We start from the raw sequence: 18,151 nt of genomic DNA, 5'->3' as shown, positions 1-18,151 counted from the left end.
TAAATAGTGTTTATAATATGAAACACATCTTAGCAATGAAATATGCAGTGATATATTACGGGTAGCAATCTATCTAATTTATTATCGGAAACATAATCACAATTTTTATACCACCCAGACTAGAACATTGTGCCGTAACCTTTCCATCGTGTGCATTGATAATAGAGCTCACGATTGAAAGTCCTAATCCTGAGCTATTCGTTGAACGGTTGCGAGTAGCATCCGCTTGATAAGAACGATCAAATAATAAGGGTAACTCCTTGTCTTCAACACCAGGCGAGCTATCTTCAAATGATATAACAACATTTTCACTTTCAACAGACAATAGTACGTTAATGCACCCTTGTGGATCAGAATAACGAATACTGTTTTTCAACAAGTTATTAAACACTTGGCTTAAACGATCCGAATCAAAATTCACTTCCAATTCTTTTACCGTTGAAGAAGTAAAGCTAAGTAATAGACCTGCTTTTTTAGCCAGCGGTTGAAAAGATTCAATAGCCTCTAACAATATATGATTGATAACATGATCTTGTTTATTCAGTGTGAACGCCCCTGTTTCGACTAACGAAAGCTGATAAAGATCGCCTACCATTTTATTTAAATTGCCTAGCTTTTTCTGTAATGAATTATAAGATTTTTCGCTGTGTTGTAACACGCCATCTTCAAGTGCTTCTAACTGCATTTTTATGGTGGTCAATGGCGTCCTAAGATCATGAGTCACGTCAGCTAACATCCTATTTTTTTGTTCCATTAGCTCTGTTATCATTTCGGCTTTTTGAATAGCTTCTCTTTTCTCATGTTCCTTCCGCTCGCTTAATCTAATCGCTTTTAATCGCCACTGAAAAAGAAGATAAAGAGAAAAGGTAAAAAGCATTAATATTGCCAGCCTAAACCAGATCGTTTGATAAAACTTAGCCTCTACTATAACTTTTATTCTCATAGGGGGATTAGTCCAAATACCTTTTCGGTTACTTCCATCAAGCAGTAAAGTGTATGTACCAGGGCTGAGAGATGTATATTTGGCTTGCCTAACATCTGTAGGCGTCTCCACCCATGTATCATCGTAGCCTTCTAACTTATAGCGATAGTCATTGTTGTTAGGGCTGGTGAAATCTAAAGCTGAGAATCTAACAGAAAATTCGTCATCCGCTGGCGCTAAATGAATACCTTTTTTCACCACGCCAAAAGGCACTTCTTTATCACCTATAGTAATATTGGTAGCGACAATATTAGGCTGGAATATCCATGGTGTTATCTTTTTTGGCTCAAAGATTAATAAGCCGGAAGAAGCAAATAAAATTCTTTCCTCTCCAATAGCCAATATGGACTTTCCTCTTTGACTATTTAACAGACCATCGGCAACATCCTGCTCAGACAAAATATCTCCATCTGCACTTAAATGAAAACGCGGGCCATACCAGTAAGTTGAGTCTGAGCTAGAAAAAAGCATTTCGTCATGAGGGGTTTTATCTGTTGCCATTTGTGCAAAAGATGTAAATTGAAGTTGCTTACCTGTTTGATTAATTAGCTTATTAATACCTGAGCGAGTATTAATGAAAATATTTCCATCATTGTCTTCAATAACTTGGTTAATGTAATTATTCGATAGTGTCCCTTGGGTATTAAGCTCCTTAGAGTAAATTTTAATAGTTAAACTATCGATGGTTATTATTCCTAGACCATTATTTGTTCCAATCCATAGTTGACCATTCTTATCAACAGTCAATGATTTGATGAAGGCTAAAAATTCTGAACCATCCTGATTAATAACACTTTCAAGTTTTAGTTTTTTTAAATTAAGATGATGTAATCGATTGGCTTGTGCTATCCATACCCCTGTGTTTGATTGTGCAAGCAGCGTGATCCCTTCCGTAAAAGTTTTGCTTAGTGAAATAGAAACATTTATTAATTCTTCTTTTTCTTGTGAATATTGAAATAACTCGCCACTTTTAGCGCCTAAAAAAATGGCACCATCATCCGTCAAAATAGCACTGGTAATCTGACCAATCTCTTTAAAATCAGCCCCTACTAATTGATGACTATCTCCTGCCTGCAAGTTTATGCGCAGTATTTTATTCTTAGATATGACCAATATTTCATATTTTGATAGTTTGATCACCTGACTAATATAACTATCAAATATATTTTTTAATTGCGGTAAAAAAGTATTAACGCGTTTAATGCCTTCATTATGTTGATTAAAATAATGTAAACCAGAATCTTTAACACCTAACCATATTAATCCCGATTGTGATACCAACATTGCATTGACAAAGTCGTTACTCAAACTGTATTTGTCCAACAAGTTACTTTTTAATACCTTAAGCAACGCCCCTGAATGAGAATCCCTAATTTCTATTCCTGAAAAGCCGCTGATCCAAATTTCATTATCTGAAGGTTGCGCTATAGTCGTATTAATTTTCATTTGCTTTGGATTATCTAGTGGTAATTTGATAACAGTCGCACTTTCAATCTGATCAATATTATCTAGCTCAATAATATAATTACCTTTTTTCTGTGTGGCTAACCAAATACGTTTATCGCGTGCAATAAAAATTTTTCTGACAATTACATTTTTTAAAAGAGTATGATTACTGAATAACTGTTCATTATTTTCAGCTGTTTTTTCCTGATAAAATAGACTAAACCCCTGTTTTACTTCATCAAATAATGCCAATCCTTTACCTGAAGATATCCATAATCTATTTTGGGAGTCAAACTCAACGTCAAGTAAGTGATTAAAATAATATTCATCCGGCTTTTCAACTGAAAGATAATGAGAGAAAGTTTGTTGTTTATCGAACGTCTCCAAACCTTTATTTGTCGCGATCCAAAGTTTTCCCTTATTATCAATGGCAAAATCATTCACTTGTTTTCCAGCAATTGAAGATGAGTTTGAGTCGTCGTTAATGTATTGAGTAACTTGATAAGTATTTAGGTTGAGGCGAAACATGCCATCAGACATAGTTCCTACCCATAATGTATCTCCGTCGACTAACAATGCACGGACATATATTGTAGAAAAATCAAATTTTGAACTAACAAACAATATTTTTTTGTAATCGTAACCATCGAACCTAAATAAACCTCTTCGAGTACCAACCCAGATGAATCCTTTATCATCTTGGGCTAATTCATTGATTGATTTATTTTCTAAACGATCGTTAGCTTCTGCGGGATAAATAACAGGAGAAAAAAGATCATTACTGAGTTGAGCGTGAGAAAATTGGCTGAAACATAAGTTCACTAGAAAGAAGATAGATAAAGAATAGAAAAATTTCATTAAAAAGAAAGCCCTACTTAAGTATTATTATTTTTTTGGAGGGGATAGTGACATACCCACTTTAAATAGACCACTGCTGAAAGTATTGAATATACGCATCAGTGATAAAAAGGTTGAAATTCCACTTGAAAATATATCAAGTGAAAAGTTGACATAACTAGAGCATTTCTAATTCCGCAATGCCACAAAGTGAACATAAATTCTATGGCGGTATGTGCCCCTTTCCGCCATAGAATTATAAAAATTTAATACCTGAAATCATATTAATCTAATGTCCGCTTTGGTATTTTTTTATCAAATTAGAATTTTTGACTTTATAGATTCCTGATGAAATTTAGAACAATTCTATTATCTAACGCAGGGCTGATTTCTATCGGTTCAAATGTCGCTAGATAAGCTAGGGCTAAGGTCTTCTTTCGTATCTAAGTGAACATAAACGTGCCTAATTCCGAAGACTAATTTAGGTCTGCACTGTGACAATAGTTAACATCCCAAGTTATATCCAAACACATTTTTTCGCTCCTATTTAGCGTAATCACGCATTGTTTAGGGGAGAAATATTCAAGGTAAAAGAACTAAAAAAAGGCTGATAAATTATTATTTATCAGCCTTTTTGTTGTTAAGGTTATTACGCTTTATCTAAAGTGTTGGTTACTTAACGACATTACCCTTTTTATCTAAAACGATAGGCTCACCTAAGCCAAGCTCTTTCATGCGTGGCAATTGCGTTTCTGCATCGCCAACCACTAAATAGACCATTTTGTCTGGGTTAATGTAGGTTGAAATAGTCGCTTTCGCTTGCTCAAGTGTCATGTGTTGCAAGGCTGTTTGTTGCTTTTCTACATAGTTGCTGGCTAAGTCATAGCTACTAATATTTTGTAGAACACCCATCAAGCTACCCGTGGTTTCAAAAGCACGTGCATTCGATTTTGTTAACACTGATTTTGTCATTGCTAATGCGTTATCATCAAAACCATCACTGTAATTAGCCATTATTTCACGGAACGTTTGCATTGACTCTAAAGTCACATTTGAACGAACACTTGAACGAGCGGTAAACAGTCCACCGGCATTTTCTCGGCTTATGCCTGAATATGCGCCGTAGGTATACCCTTTTTGTAAACGTAAAATCTGGAATAATTGCCCAGAAAAACTACCACCTAAATTATGGTTTACCGCAACGGCTTGATAATAATCATCAGCATTGGCGACCATAGCTGGCATACCTATGCGTAAAAATGATTGTTTAGCGCCAGGTACATCAACAAAGTACACTTGCGCTTTATCAATGGTTGGTAATGCCGTGACTTCAGGTAATGCCACTTCCATCGATTTAAGTTGTGTACTAAATGCCGATAAGCTTTTAATAACGTCATTACGTTTAACTGCACCGGCAACATGTACTGTTGTCAGGTTAGCAGCAAGATTTGCTTGATAATATTTTTTCACGTCATCTAAAGTGATGTTATCAACATTTTCAGCTGTGCCAGATACTGATGTAGCTAGTTTACTGTTAGCGCCATACATTATTTTTGCATAAACGTTTTGTGCAATAGCACCTGGGTTAGCACTTGCTTGTTGAATGTTTGCTTTGGTTTCTTGTTTAATGCGATCCCATTCTGCAGCATCCCAACGAGGCTCTAATATGATCTCTTGAGCCAAAGTCATAGCCGCTTGGTAATTTTTAGCTAAGGCATTACCCGTTAATGTGATGTATTCGTCACTGGTGGTAAACCTGAACGATGCGCCCATTTCTCCCATGGCTTGTTCTAATTGTTGTGGTGTTTTATTTTTAGTGCCTTCCATCATTATTGAGGTAAGTAAGTTGGCAACGCCATCTTTTCCTGAAGGGTCTAATGAATGTCCACCCATCACACGAATTGAGAAAGAAACGAGTGGTAGTTCTGTATGCTCAATTGAAAGTACGGTTAAGCCATTATCCATCGTTATTTTTTGAACGTCAGGTAATTTTACTGAGCTTAGTACACCGTCTTTTGGCATAACAGAGCGGTCAAATGATGAAGGAGCTTGAGCAATAGGTGTTAATTTTTCTGTATTGGCTTCTTGTTTAGCGGCTGTTTCAGCGCCTTGCACAATTTCTTCTTCAACAACCTTGGCTTTTACCGCACCTGTTAAGGCGAGTGATTTTTTACCTTTAGGTACGAAGCTTGTGGCAATAGTGTTTTTATTTACAATGTATTTATTAAATACAGCCATAATATCGTCACGAGTCACTGCACGAAAAAGCTCTATCTCTTTAGTCACTAACGAGGGATCACCAGCAAGTTCATTATGCTGTGCAATGGTTGATGCCTTATTAAATACGCTGGTTAACTCACCGTAAAATGCTGTTTCGCGTTTTGTCATGATGCGTTCAAGCTGTGCATCAGTAAAACCTTCTTTGGCAAATTGGGCTAGTGCGTTATCAATGCTCACCTTAACTTTATCTAATTCGATGTCATTAAATGCGCGTACTTTTAAGGTAAATGTTCCAGCCAATTCAGAGCTGTAATTACTTGCTGAAACAGACGGTGCTAACTTGTCTTGCTCGACAATATTTTTATATAAAACACTGTCTTTGCCATCGGCTAATATTTCAGCCAATAAATCTAATGCATAAGCCTCTTTTTGATACTGCTCAATGGTAGGTAGCGTTAACGTTAACTCAGGTAAGGTAGCGAAATTATCTTCGTGATAAAGTGACTTACTTTTTTCGATAACGACTGGCATAGGTGGTAAAGGGGTAACATCGCCGCGAGGTTCAAGTTCACCAAAGTATTTTTTAATCCACGTTTTAGCTTCATCGGTCTCGAAATCACCAGCAAGTACTAAGGTTGCGTTATTTACGCCATACCATTGTTGATAAAACTCACGCACATCAGCTAATGTCGCATTTTGTAAGTCTTCTAAGCTGCCGATTACATCCCAGCTATAAGGGTGACCTTCAGGGTAAAGCGCGGTTAATGTTACATATTCAGTATGGCCATAAGGACGATTATCAACGCTTTGACGCTTTTCATTTTTAACGACTTGCTTCTCATTTTCTAGGCCTTCAGGCGTCACGGTATTGATGAAATAACCCATGCGGTCTGATTCCATCCATAACACTTTTTCTAAACCATCCTGTGGGAATAATTCATAATAAATGGTGCCATCTTGCCATGTGCCACCATTTAACGTGCCGCCCATATTGCCGATGTTTTTGATAAAGTTTCCAGGGCCTACGTTTTCAGAGTTTTGAAAAAGCATGTGCTCAAAAAAGTGAGCAAAACCAGTACGACCTAATTTTTCTCGATTTGAGCCAACATGATAAAGAATGGCAACCGCAACAACAGGGTCTGATTTATCTTGATGAAGTACTACTTCTAAGCCGTTAGCTAAGGTGTATTTTTCTAGTGCTACTGTTGGTAACTGTGCTTGCGCTACTGTTGCTTGAACGGGAGTATTTGTTGATTCAGAGCTTGTATTACAGGCTGTAATGCTTAAAGCTAAGGCACTTAGAGCGAATATTTTAGTTAACTTTATCACGGTTTATCCTTGCGTTATTGTTAGCGTTATTTCACATAGGTGTGAGGGCGTGCTATACCATTTGGGGTAATTAAGCTTACATAATTCAATGATGACTTAGTTAGTGCAATGGTGTTAATTGTTAAAAAATGTTATCGACTTTATCTAACTTAATAGTGATATTCAACTGAGGCTTGAAATGATAATAATCAAAAGTTATAGCGCTTTTATAAAGTAGTGATGAAAATTGACTATAGTGATATTACTCGAGATTTGACAAGGAAAGAAAATGACAACATTATTAACGGCCGCAAAAAGCTATTATTATGCCTATATTATAATGTCCTTAGGCGTGGTCTATAACTTAGTGCAGCAAGATTTTGTCGGTGTTGGCATCTTTCTTATTTTATCTGCTTTACTGATCGCTATTGGCTTTATAGTTAGTCGAAAAAATAGTTCAGAAGGTACGCCGTAAAGCTAGTAATACAAAATAGAGTTAACTATTAATTACAGGAATCAAAGTTACCGTATGCATAAAATTAATATCAATGAAAAATTCTCACTATTTGATGATAAATGGTCACCTAAAGTGATTGCCGAGTCTAATGGTCAGTTAGTAAAAATAGCCAAAGGCGATGGCGAGCTTGTTTGGCATAAGCATGATAATGAAGATGAGTTATTCATTGTTTTTACCGGTCAATTGACCTTACAGCTCAAAGCAGGCGATATTATTCTAAACCCAGGAGAAATGTATGTTGTTCCCAAGGGAGTAGAACATTGCCCAAAAGCATTACCTGATACACACTTTTTAATGGTAGAGCCGGCAAGTACGGCTCATACCGGTGAAAATATTAGTGAAGTGACGGTGGCATCTTCTGATCAAGCATGGATCTAAAACGCTAATTGATGTTGTATTTCCCTTTACCCATCTGATTTTCTTTTTGTTTTTGCGTCACTATGCGCTTATCAACTTGCACCATTTTAATGGTTTGATCTACTAGAGGGTCAGGCGTAAACATCTGCACAAAAATGCCAAAAGCAATGGCAATACCTTTACGTTTTCTGGCGAATTTCAATAACAAACAAGCAATAATGGCGAGTACAACAAACACTAACCACGGGGCTAGCATTGCATAAAATAAGTTTTCCATGTGATTTTCCTAAAATAAACAATTAATCGCTCCTATAACCATTAAATTTGGCGATAGAGTAAAAGTTAAATTAAGAAAGGTTTTGTTGGTATTGTAACTTTGCCTGGTAACAAGGCTTTTGGGCATACAAAGTGTTTTGTGTACCTTGGATATGTGTGTGGGTGGTGAGTTGTTCTTGATAAGATTGTCGCGCGAGTGATTGTGCATCGTAGAGAACTAAGTCTGTAGCAAGTTCATTTATTGTCGCGATAAAAAGTGTTCTAGCAAGGTTGTCGTTATCGTCTTGTTGCAATAAGGTCAGTAGGCTTATTTTGCGTTTTGATGGTGCAGTTTGCCTATTATAGTCCTCAATAGAATCAGTATGATTGTTTAATGTGTTGGTAAGGTCTGTACTCTCTGCGACCGCGTGGTATTTGCTTGCTAATAGAGAGGATAAAGGTACTGCCAGTGCTGAATGTAAAGACAGGGAAGCGCTAAGTAATAATAAAAATTTAATCAAAAAACTAGTCAAAGAACTATGCATGATGCCTCCCTTTATTATCTTTATTAATCCATGTGCCATTTAGCGTAAATGGTATCTTCAGCTACTTATGAGATAAGGCCAGAAGTTTATTTTTCAAGGGAAATTGGCAAATTATTGAGTGAAGTGTATGGGTAGGTGTGATTCAGCTGTGATTTTCAAAATAAAAAAATCCGGCACATGGCCGGATTTTAAAGTATCGATGAGTAAGTGTTTAGTTAACTAAACTTATTCATCCGTTACTCAACAATGTCCATTTCTTCGATTAAGTTAGTGGCGCCATCTACGTGCTCCATAACCCAAAGCATGTAACGCACATCAACGTGAATTGAGCGATTCAATTTAGTATCGTAATCCCAATCACCAATAATGCTTTCATAAACACCATCAAACACTAATCCAACAAATTCAGCTTTGTCGTTTAGTGTTGGTGAGCCTGAGTTACCACCGGTAATATCAAGCGTACCTAAGTAGTTAACAGGTACTGAGCCAAGTACTTTTTTCGCGTACTCGCCGTATTGTTTTTTATTGATTAAATCTAATTGCTTTTGCGGTGCATCAAACGGTGCAACACCGGTATCTTTAGCAACAATACCTTCAAGGGTAGTATAAGGCGTAGCCGTTAAACCATCTTGAGGAGAATAACCTTTTACATTACCGTAAGTAATACGCAAAGTGCTGTTAGCATCGGCATAAACAGGTAAGTCGTTATCGTTGAAGTAAGCAATAAGCGCTTCCATGTACTTAGGACGGAAAGCTTGGATGTTACCCGCTAGCTCTTTTGACTTATCTTCAATGACTTTACGTTCTTTAAAGCTAGAAACCGCTAATTGAATAAACGGGTCTTTGCTTTTGTTAAAATCACTTACCGATTTAGTCATAAGCGCTAAACGTTGCTCTTGTGAATTAAGCTTAGTCTTTTTGTACATTATTTTTAACTGTTTACGTAGCTTCTTCTCGTTAAAGTTTTTAGCTGTAGTCTTAGTTAAACCAAAGAATTTATCAAATGACTTAATACGCTCTGCTTTAGGTAAAGTAACGTAGTGCGTTAACATAGCAACAAGTATTTCTTTATCAATTTTCTCATCATAACGACGGTCAACTGATTTCATGTTTTGTTCAAAACGAGCGATATCACGTTCTTGGTAACCACGTTCACGTTCAATGTTCGGCTTAGTGTTTTCTACGGCTAAACGGTGTAGAGATTTCGCAGTAGATAACATTTTGCTATAACGCATGTAACCTAAAATTAAATCACGAGCTTGTTGCTTATCATCTTGTTTAACTAAGTTGTTTAAACCCGATAACGCTTCGCCGTATTGGGCTTTACGCTTTGAACTGCTGTTTAACCATTTAGCTAAATTTGTTTCAAGTTCTTGCTTACGTTGTAAAAAAGACCCTTTGTTGTAACTGTGGATCATTGAACCATAGTTTTTAGCATAGTTAGCAAGACCCGCTAATGTGCTTTCGTACTTAATACGCGCTTCACTACCTACTTCTGAATGGGTATGAATTAAATCAATAATCTCTTCGCGGTAAGCTTTAGCATTTGGGTAAGTCCAAGAGAAAGTATTTTCAACTTCATAAGCGGTGCGGTAGCGGTTAGTTCTGCCTGGGTAGCCAAGCACCATGATGTAATCACCGTCATCAACACTGCTTTTGTTTACTTTTAAGTGATGCTTAGGTTTGTATGGCACATTGTCTTTGCTAAAATCAGCAGGTTGACCATCTTTACCAACATAGGCGCGGTAGAAACCGTAATCGCCAGTGTGACGTGGCCACATCCAGTTATCAACATCGCCGCCGTATTTACCAATACTGCTTGCTGGTGCGTGTACTAAACGTACATCACGAATGGTAAGCTGTTTGAATAAGTAATATTCTAAACCGCCGTGAAAGTTAACTACACTACAACGGTATCTATCATCATTTTCACATTCAGCGACTAATTTTTTTGAATTAGTATCAACGGCTTTATAACGATCACTACCTGACATTTTTTCCGAAACGCCCGACTTTACCAATTTAGTTACTTCGGTAATTTCTTCGGTTACATAAATGCGACTACCCGGTGTTGCTGGTAATTCTTCAGCGAAATTCTTAGCTAAAAAACCATTTTTTAGTAAGTTGTTTTCTGCTGTTGAGTTGTATTGTACTGAACCATAAACACAGTGATGATTACTGGCAACTAAGCCCTGATCAGATACAAATGAAGCGGTACAACCACCTAAGCTAACAATGGCGCCCATAGGGAAACCTGTTAGGTCAGTTAAATCATTTGGGTTTAATTTTAAGCCCGCTTTAGTTAATTCTTTGGCGATTGTTGGTAGTTGGTTTGGTTGCCACATACCTTCATCAGCTAATGCCGAGCCTGCGCTAAGAGCCAGTGTTGGCAGTATTACCGACAAGCTCAGTAATTGTTTTATTTTATTCATAGCTTCCTACTTTTCTCATGTAGTTTTGACTGAATTTAATTGCTTTTTAGAAGGCAATTTTGATGTTATTCAGTTGTTAATTTTTTTGACGAAAAATGTCGACAGGAGAGTGTGCGCTAGCGACAAGTCTTAGTCAAAAAAAACAATGAAAATAATTAATTCAGATTGTAAAGATTGTCTTAAAAAGTCGCCGCTAACAATCACCATTATCATAACGATCATCTAATAATGTCTCCAAGACTATATTCAATTGGCAGCGAGATAAATCCATACAAAAAACTGAGTTAGTACACACCTATTGCAAATAAAAACAATTCTCACTTGTAATTGTAACTGAGTGTTATTATCATTCACGCAAATAATATTGATTCTCGTTTATATTTGAGTGATTTCATGAATAACATCGTAAAGTTTATAGCAGTAAGTATCCTTCTTTTCGTTCATCATCAAAGCGTTGCGGCGAGCGATGTGGAGTTAGAAGCAGAAATATTAAAGCAGAAAGATCAACTTCAGCTAATTGAAAAACAATTAGCTGAATTAAAAACAACCCTAATTACTGCTGAAGAGCAGCGTCAAGATGACAAATTAACCAGTCATGCTAAAGCTAAGAATTGGCAGATTAACTCTTACGGTAGCGTACTTTATAAAAATGAAGAGGTTTACCGTAATATCCAAGACACAAATCCTGAGCGAAAAGCGACCACTGATTTGGAGCGAGTCGTTTTAGAGTTTGTTTACGATTTTGATGCTAAATGGCAAGTAGAAGTTGAGCTTGAATATGAACATGGCGGCGTAGGCTCAACCCTTGAATATGATGGTTTTGAAGAGGCTGGTGAATTTGAGGCCGAAATTGAAGCGGGTGGCGAGGTTATTGTTGAAAAGCTACAAGCAAAATATAAAGCGAATGACTATTTCACCGTTAAAATGGGCCATATATTTGTTCCTGTTGGTTTAGGTACTGATTTACATAAACCAGGTCAGTATTTTTCCACGGAACGTTATTGGAGCGAAGCGACACTTATTCCACAAGTGTGGCATGAAACGGGTATTAACCTTATTAGTGCTTGGCAAGGTTTTACCGCTCAAACACTGATAACTACAGGCCTTAACTCAGAATATTTTAGAACTTATCAATGGGTCGCTACAGGACATCAAAAAAGATTTGAGCAAGTTAATGCTGATGATTTAGCACTAACGTTACGTTTAGACTACGGCAATATAAAAACGGGGAAAGGGTTTGGCGTTAGTTATTACACGGGTGACACTACAGGAAATCGTCACCATAACACCCAAATTGGCGGTAATGGAAACTTGACGATTATTGGTTTTCACGGCGCTTATAGCTATGACAATTGGCAAGTTAGAGGGCAATATTTATTAGGTACTTTAGATGATAGTGAAGCGATCACTAATGCCAATAAAACCACACCGGGCCTTAAACCAGGCAATTTCGCCCAGCTGGGCAGTGAAGCTGAATCATCATTTGTTGAGCTAGCCTATAACAGCCAAGCACTTTTAAATTTAAAAAATCCTCTTTATTTATACACAACCTATGAATATGCCAATCCAATTAAAAAAGTTGAGCAGGGCAATGCAACCGATCGTTTTAACAAAGCATCTGTTGCTTTTGGCATTAATTATTTTCCTATCAAAAATATCGTCCTAAAAGCACAAGTAGCACAACAAATGTATGCACAAAGTAACTTGGATGACAGCAGTAGCTTTAGCCTATCTATGGGTTATTTTTTCTCGATATAAAAAACTTAGTAACAATTAATCAATAAAAATATTTAAACAAGGAACACTCTACAATGTTAAAAAAATCACTTCTGGCTTTAGCCATCTCTAGCTTATTTCTTACTGGCTGTGGCAGTAGTTCATCAGATACTCCAGCGATTATCGAACCGACAGGTTTTACTTTTTCGGCAACTGAAATGATCACCAATTTAACTAATGATGTGATTGTAGCTGGTTATAAAAACCTTAATGATGAGGCGGCAGATTATTTGTTAGCCACACAAAACTTAGTTAATACGCCTACTGAAGAAAACTTAGCATTAGCTCAACAAGCTTGGAAAGATGTTCGTGTGCATTGGGAGCAAGGTGAGTCTCATATATTTGGTCCTGTTGATGCACTTTCTATTGACCCTCATTTAGATACTTGGCCATTAAATACCAGTGATCTACAAGCATTATTAGCGTCTCAAACTGGCTTTAGCGCTGATACAGTCAAAGCATTTAATGACGATGTACAAGGTTTCCATACCATGGAATTTTTATTGTTTGGTGATGGCGTTACCGACAATGAAAAATCTATTGCTGAAATGACAGCCTTAGAGCGTGAATACTTATCTGCCGCGACAGAAGTCTTTAAAGATCATACACAAACGTTGTTTGATGCATGGACTGTTGCTAATGATGCAAACGACGCTAATTCTCCTGCTTATAAAGATTTATTATTGACGGCAGATAATGCTGTTTACGCTTCTCAGTTAGGTGTAGTAGAAGAATTAATTAACGGTATGATTGGTATCGTAAATGAAGTCGGTACAACTAAAATAGCCACACCTTTTGGTAGCAGCATAGATAACATAGATACCACCAAGGTTGAGTCACAATATAGCTGGAACTCTCTCGCTGATTTTACTGACAACATTCAAGGTGTTCAAAATGTTTACCGTGGTGAATTCCTAGGGCAAGCAGATAAAGCAGGCATTATTGACTTTGTTACCGCCGCTGATGCAACTATCGCAACGCGTGTAGACACTGAAATAGTTGATGCTATCGCAGCAATTAAAGCCATTGCCGGTGACACTGATTTACCTTTCAGACAGGCCATTAATGATGTTGACGCTCGCGTGAGAATTCAAACCGCAATTGATGCTTTATTAACATTGCAAACCTCGTTAGAGAGTGATGTTTTAACGCAGTTGAAAAATTGGCAGCAGTAGTTTTTAGCTAGCGAATATGAGTGTTTTTCAAGGATGAATGTCGTGCAAGGATGCACACTTATTTATATACCCATCACACCTCAATATGCAGACTTCAGCAAGTCGAGAAAGGGTTAGGTACAAGGAATTGAGTGAAGGAAATAGTTACTCTATTACCTAAATCAATAACGCCGTAAATGACCCTTTATTGCATTGCCCGTAGGGAGTTAAGCTAGATCATCAGTTCAGCGTTGCGATACTTGATAAGGGAACAACCATTATCTGCGTAACGCGCCTTGAACTGACTTCCTAGCTTAGTTCTGAAACTGAACCTTGGGGTATGATGGGTAATGTCCTGGAAGTATTCTCAATGAAAAAATTAAGCAGAGCAAAGTGGTCAAGCTTGACCAACCCTTGTATCAGGTTAGTTATCGCGAGTTCGATAATTATTTCTGGTTGTAACTCAAGCAGTTCAGATAAAAAAGAAGAAGTATCTCAAGTTGCTTATACCCACGTAAGTCAATTAGGTGGTGATGCCACAGCGGTAAGCGCGAGCGATTCGGGCCATGGTTTTTCAACACCAATGCCGAATCTTACTAATGAGCAGTTAGACAAACATTTAGCTGGTGATGCGCATTTTGAAACCGCATTTACGACGGCGCCAAATAATGAACATCCAGAGCTTGATGGTTTAGGGCCTGTTTTTAATAACCAAGATTGTAATTCTTGTCATCAACGTGATGGCCGATCTTCAACAATTACCTTGGCACAAGATCAAGAACGTATCTTATTGGGGTCAGAAGCCGGAATTTTCTTACGTATGAGTATTGATGACGGCGAATGCTCTTATCCAACAGTAGAGAACAATTACTGTAAAAATGCTGGCGTTGATGGTTTTGGTACACAGTTATTTCATCGAGGCGTATTAAAAGCCAGAGATGATTGGCAAGAAAAGCCTTTCATTGGTCAAGCGGATGTTTATCTGGCTTATCAGTATTCAACGGTGGAATATGCCGATGGCAGTTCCGTTGAACTTAAAAAACCGATGTTTTCGATTGAACAACCTTATGATGTTAGTGCTGAAAACCGTTTAGATAGCGCTATTTTACAAGCAGATGTTCGGTACAGTCCAAGAAATGGTATGCCAGTTTTCGGCTTAGGTTTACTTGAACTTATCAGTGACGCGGATATTTTGGCTAATGTGGATGAAAATGATTCGAATAATGATGGTATCTCGGGGCGTGCTAATTGGGTATTTGATCCGGTAAAGGCACAAAGTAATGATGCTGTTCCTGTATCTTTAGGTCGCTTTGGTTGGAAAGCCAGTACGCCAAGTGTACGTGTGCAATCTCTTGGTGCTTTACGCGGTGATATGGGGGTGACTAATCCATTATTTCCTGATGAAAGTATTGCGAATACGCCATTGCATGAAAGTTACTTAACACGTACAAATTTTGTTGATACCGGTGTTGATGAACAAGGCAATACTGAAGCGTCGCAGGAATTTTCAGATGAGGTAGTGTTTTATGCTGAAACGTTAGCCGTGCCAGCAAGACGAAACGTTGACAATGAATCTGTGATTGCAGGTGCTCAACTTTTTGATCAAGTCAATTGTACTGGCTGTCATCAGCCTGACTTTACTACTGCAACGGGAGAGTTATTAGTCGGTGGTTTACCTGCGCCTGAAGGTCTGAAAGGTCAGCACATTTACCCCTTTACCGATATGTTATTACATGACTTAGGTGAAGGGTTAGCTGATAACCGTCGTGATTTCACTGCTACCGGAGTTGAATGGAAAACTAGACCTTTATGGGGCATAGGGCTAACTAAAACGGTTAATCCTGCCGCCGGTTTTCTACATGATGGCCGTGCAGCAACAGTTGAAGAAGCAATTTTATGGCACGGTGGTGAAGCGCAGCAAAGTAAAGAGCACTTCATGGCTTTGGCACAAGCGGATAGACAAGCGCTATTAGATTTTGTTATGTCATTGTAGTTAATAATTAAACGTTAATAGTTGCATGTTTTATAAGTAATAGGCTTTTAACCGATTACTTATATTTCGTATAAGAACCCACTAAATCCCTATAAAGTAAATGTAGATTTTAATTATTCGCGTTGAGATACTCATATTAGGGTTTTTCAGCTTAAAAAACGCCATGATTAATGAATAAGTATTCACTATGAGAGTATCAATAGTGTAGAATTAGTATATACCAATTAATTATATGAAGAAGCTAAATGACTAGCAGCCGTAAAGAGAAAGAATCCCTATTAGTTCATGCATTTAAAAAATTATTAAAAGAGCAATGTTATGGCTCACAAGGTCAGTTAGCAGAAGCGCTTGCGGCGCAGGGTTTCGAAGATATGTCACAAGCGAAAATATCTCGCTTATTATCTAAACTTGGTGCAGTTAAAACACGTAATACCAATAATGAAATGATTTATATTCTGCCAGATGAATTGGCAGTACCAAAATCTAAGCAATCAATCGAATCTGTGGTATTGAGTGTTAAGCATAACCAAATGCAAATCATATTAAAAACAGGTATTGGCGCTGCGCCATTAATTTCTCGTATGCTGGATAGCATGGGTGAGTCTGCCGGGATCTTAGGCACACTTGCTGGCGATGATACTATTTTTATTGCGCCAGTTGATGTTAATAAAATTGAAGAAATTACCATTTCAATTCGTAACTTGTTAGCAGTAAAAGATTAGTAGCTAAAGAATAACTATCTTCGCTTATGCAAAAGAAATACACGTACTAATAAGCAAAAAAAGTCCTCAAACAACGTGTGAGGACTTTCTTAAAACTCTTCAACTATTAATTAACCTAGTCAGCTAGCCGCTTCATTACGTTAGAAAACATGGTTGTATTGTGCAGAAACGATATACGCATCGCCTTCTGATTCAAATCCCCACTGTTGACCTAAATCATCTGTTTCAGTGAAGGTTTCAGTTTTACCTTGAACAATACTGACACCAAAATCAACTGAAGAGGCATTGCTGAAAGTGTAATTTAAACCAGCACTGATCCAAATACGGTCACTGTCTGGGATTGAGATAGAGCGATGGTCTTCATCGGCTGGTGTTTGGTCATAAGCAATACCCGTTCTCAATTTTGTGTTACTGCTTAGTTGGTAAGTCGCACCAAAGGCATAACGCATTGAATCTGAAAAATTCTCTTTTTTGGAAAATACAGGGGCATCTACCCCTTCAGCGTAACCCGCTAGTTCATCAAAGCTGCTCCAACCCGTCCACATAGCTGAGTAATGTACTGCTAGATCGTCATTTAATTGATGTAGGCCGGAAAACTCCATAATCGCCGGTAAAGTAATATCCATAGCGCCAGGTACAACTTCGCCATTGAAACCACCAAGTGTTGGAGGAATTTCATTACTATAATCACCTTCAAGCTCGAGCTTTACTTCACTGCGATAACTAAAGCCTAAGCGATTGTTTTCATCAAAATCATACGATAAACCCATATTCCAGCCGTAAGATATATCATCACCAGCCAAGTTTGCTGCCTCAGTTTTAGGTGCTAAACCATAAGGGTTCTCGCCAAAATTACGGACTAATGAAGCATCTGCGTAAATTACATTTAAGCCACCAGCGATGGCAAAGTTATCATTCACTTTATAAGAAAGGCTGGTGTTAAAGTTAACGGTAGTAATTGATGTTTCACCCGCCAATTGTCCTGCTGCATAATCTTCATCAAATTCAGTTGCTAAACCAAAATTCGAGAAAGTACCAAAACCTAGCGCAAACTTGTCATTTAACGGTACTACTAAGTACATTGCAGGAATGATGGCACTTGGTGCAATACTACTATCATTTAGCGCTGAAGCTGGGATGTCTCCAGGTGCATCAAGACCCGTTAAGCTGACATCAGGCATTACATAAGTGCCTGTCATTGAGAATTCCATGGTATCAAACTGCGCCATTAAGGCAGGATTACGGGCAACAACAGAAGCATCATCTGCAATGGCGGCTTCACCAGCGAAAGCTCTACCTAAACCTGCAGCACTATGCTCAGCTAACTGAAAGGCAGCACCTACACTGTAAAACGATGAGCAGGTTAATGATAACGCTAATAAGGATTTCTTGAATGTCATAACTTTGGACCATGTAGAATAATATAAAGTATTCAGCCTACCTCAAAGGTCAGACCAGAACTGTTATCAATGGTAAAAACTGGTAGCTGAATTGTGAACCTTACGGTTGAAAGGAGACTTATTTTTATATTTTGTCTTGGATAAATATTACTTTGTCGCGCTTTTATTAATGTAGGTCAAATCTCATGCTACGAAGCTACTCTATTA

At 37.7% G+C, this 18,151-nt stretch carries 12 protein-coding genes; 6 read left to right on the top strand and 6 right to left on the bottom strand.

Features of this window, described 5'->3' with window-relative positions; genetic code table 11:
* Positions 1-73 precede the first annotated feature (73 nt).
* On the bottom strand, positions 74-3,286 hold the full coding sequence (locus CXF85_RS13305; RefSeq protein ID WP_101229146.1) for a two-component regulator propeller domain-containing protein: 3,213 nt from the start codon (positions 3,284-3,286) through the stop codon (positions 74-76).
* Positions 3,287-3,937: 651 nt separating this feature from the next.
* Positions 3,938-6,814, bottom strand: a complete 2,877-nt coding sequence (locus CXF85_RS13300) for a M16 family metallopeptidase (protein ID WP_101229145.1) — start codon at positions 6,812-6,814, stop codon at positions 3,938-3,940.
* 268 nt (positions 6,815-7,082) lie between these two features.
* Here CXF85_RS13300 and CXF85_RS13295 point away from each other — a divergent pair, with 268 nt between their 5' ends.
* Both CXF85_RS13295 and CXF85_RS13290 read left to right on the top strand, forming a co-directional pair.
* Complete coding sequence (locus tag CXF85_RS13295) at positions 7,083-7,268, top strand: hypothetical protein (RefSeq protein WP_101229144.1); 186 nt, start codon at positions 7,083-7,085, stop codon at positions 7,266-7,268.
* Between the two features lie 54 nt (positions 7,269-7,322).
* Positions 7,323-7,688 carry a cupin domain-containing protein gene (locus CXF85_RS13290; protein ID WP_101229143.1) on the top strand — a complete coding sequence of 122 codons (366 nt, stop codon included), beginning with the start codon at positions 7,323-7,325 and terminating at the stop codon, positions 7,686-7,688.
* 4 nt (positions 7,689-7,692) lie between these two features.
* Here the strand turns inward: CXF85_RS13290 and CXF85_RS13285 are convergent, their stop codons facing one another.
* From CXF85_RS13285 to CXF85_RS13275, 3 genes are all read right to left on the bottom strand, one after another.
* Positions 7,693-7,944 carry a hypothetical protein gene (locus CXF85_RS13285; protein ID WP_101229142.1) on the bottom strand — a complete coding sequence of 84 codons (252 nt, stop codon included), beginning with the start codon at positions 7,942-7,944 and terminating at the stop codon, positions 7,693-7,695.
* Between the two features lie 70 nt (positions 7,945-8,014).
* Complete coding sequence (locus tag CXF85_RS13280) at positions 8,015-8,467, bottom strand: hypothetical protein (protein WP_101229141.1); 453 nt, start codon at positions 8,465-8,467, stop codon at positions 8,015-8,017.
* 236 nt (positions 8,468-8,703) lie between these two features.
* Complete coding sequence (locus tag CXF85_RS13275; protein ID WP_101229140.1) at positions 8,704-10,899, bottom strand: S46 family peptidase; 2,196 nt, start codon at positions 10,897-10,899, stop codon at positions 8,704-8,706.
* A gap of 393 nt (positions 10,900-11,292) precedes the next feature.
* Here CXF85_RS13275 and CXF85_RS13270 point away from each other — a divergent pair, with 393 nt between their 5' ends.
* From CXF85_RS13270 to argR, 4 genes are all read left to right on the top strand, one after another.
* Positions 11,293-12,657: a hypothetical protein gene (locus CXF85_RS13270; protein WP_101229139.1), complete on the top strand. Its 1,365-nt coding sequence runs from the start codon at positions 11,293-11,295 to the stop codon at positions 12,655-12,657.
* A 53-nt stretch (positions 12,658-12,710) separates the two neighbouring features.
* Positions 12,711-13,850, top strand: coding sequence for an imelysin family protein (locus CXF85_RS13265; protein WP_101229138.1), 1,140 nt, complete (start codon positions 12,711-12,713; stop codon positions 13,848-13,850).
* A gap of 349 nt (positions 13,851-14,199) precedes the next feature.
* Positions 14,200-15,822 (top strand): di-heme oxidoredictase family protein, encoded by a 1,623-nt coding sequence (locus CXF85_RS13260; protein ID WP_101229137.1) that lies wholly within the window; start codon positions 14,200-14,202, stop codon positions 15,820-15,822.
* A 245-nt stretch (positions 15,823-16,067) separates the two neighbouring features.
* A complete protein-coding gene (argR, locus tag CXF85_RS13255; RefSeq protein WP_101229136.1) occupies positions 16,068-16,544 on the top strand; it encodes a transcriptional regulator ArgR in 477 nt (158 codons plus the stop codon).
* Between the two features lie 140 nt (positions 16,545-16,684).
* Here the strand turns inward: argR and CXF85_RS13250 are convergent, their stop codons facing one another.
* The gene (locus CXF85_RS13250; protein ID WP_101229135.1) at positions 16,685-17,944 is read right to left on the bottom strand and encodes an outer membrane protein transport protein; all 1,260 of its coding nucleotides are present in this window, start codon (positions 17,942-17,944) and stop codon (positions 16,685-16,687) included.
* Positions 17,945-18,151 lie beyond the last annotated feature (207 nt).

Source organism: Colwellia sp. 75C3, from assembly GCF_002836255.1.
In the GTDB taxonomy this organism is placed as follows: domain Bacteria; phylum Pseudomonadota; class Gammaproteobacteria; order Enterobacterales; family Alteromonadaceae; genus Colwellia.
Note: the sequence above shows the minus strand (reverse complement) of the source record. Positions and strands in the feature narration are given on the sequence as shown.

Excerpts from the sequence above, each read along its gene's own strand:
- argR (WP_101229136.1), top strand. The coding sequence starts at position 16,068 with ATGACTAGCAGCCGTAAAGAGAAAGAATCCCTATTAGTTCATGCATTT.
- CXF85_RS13290 (WP_101229143.1), top strand. The coding sequence starts at position 7,323 with ATGCATAAAATTAATATCAATGAAAAATTCTCACTATTTGATGATAAA.
- CXF85_RS13270 (WP_101229139.1), top strand. The coding sequence starts at position 11,293 with ATGAATAACATCGTAAAGTTTATAGCAGTAAGTATCCTTCTTTTCGTT.
- CXF85_RS13250 (WP_101229135.1), bottom strand. The coding sequence starts at position 17,944 with ATGACATTCAAGAAATCCTTATTAGCGTTATCATTAACCTGCTCATCG.
- CXF85_RS13280 (WP_101229141.1), bottom strand. The coding sequence starts at position 8,467 with ATGCATAGTTCTTTGACTAGTTTTTTGATTAAATTTTTATTATTACTT.
- CXF85_RS13285 (WP_101229142.1), bottom strand. The coding sequence starts at position 7,944 with ATGGAAAACTTATTTTATGCAATGCTAGCCCCGTGGTTAGTGTTTGTT.
- CXF85_RS13305 (WP_101229146.1), bottom strand. The coding sequence starts at position 3,286 with ATGAAATTTTTCTATTCTTTATCTATCTTCTTTCTAGTGAACTTATGT.
- CXF85_RS13260 (WP_101229137.1), top strand. The coding sequence starts at position 14,200 with ATGAAAAAATTAAGCAGAGCAAAGTGGTCAAGCTTGACCAACCCTTGT.
- CXF85_RS13295 (WP_101229144.1), top strand. The coding sequence starts at position 7,083 with ATGACAACATTATTAACGGCCGCAAAAAGCTATTATTATGCCTATATT.
- CXF85_RS13275 (WP_101229140.1), bottom strand. The coding sequence starts at position 10,899 with ATGAATAAAATAAAACAATTACTGAGCTTGTCGGTAATACTGCCAACA.
- CXF85_RS13265 (WP_101229138.1), top strand. The coding sequence starts at position 12,711 with ATGTTAAAAAAATCACTTCTGGCTTTAGCCATCTCTAGCTTATTTCTT.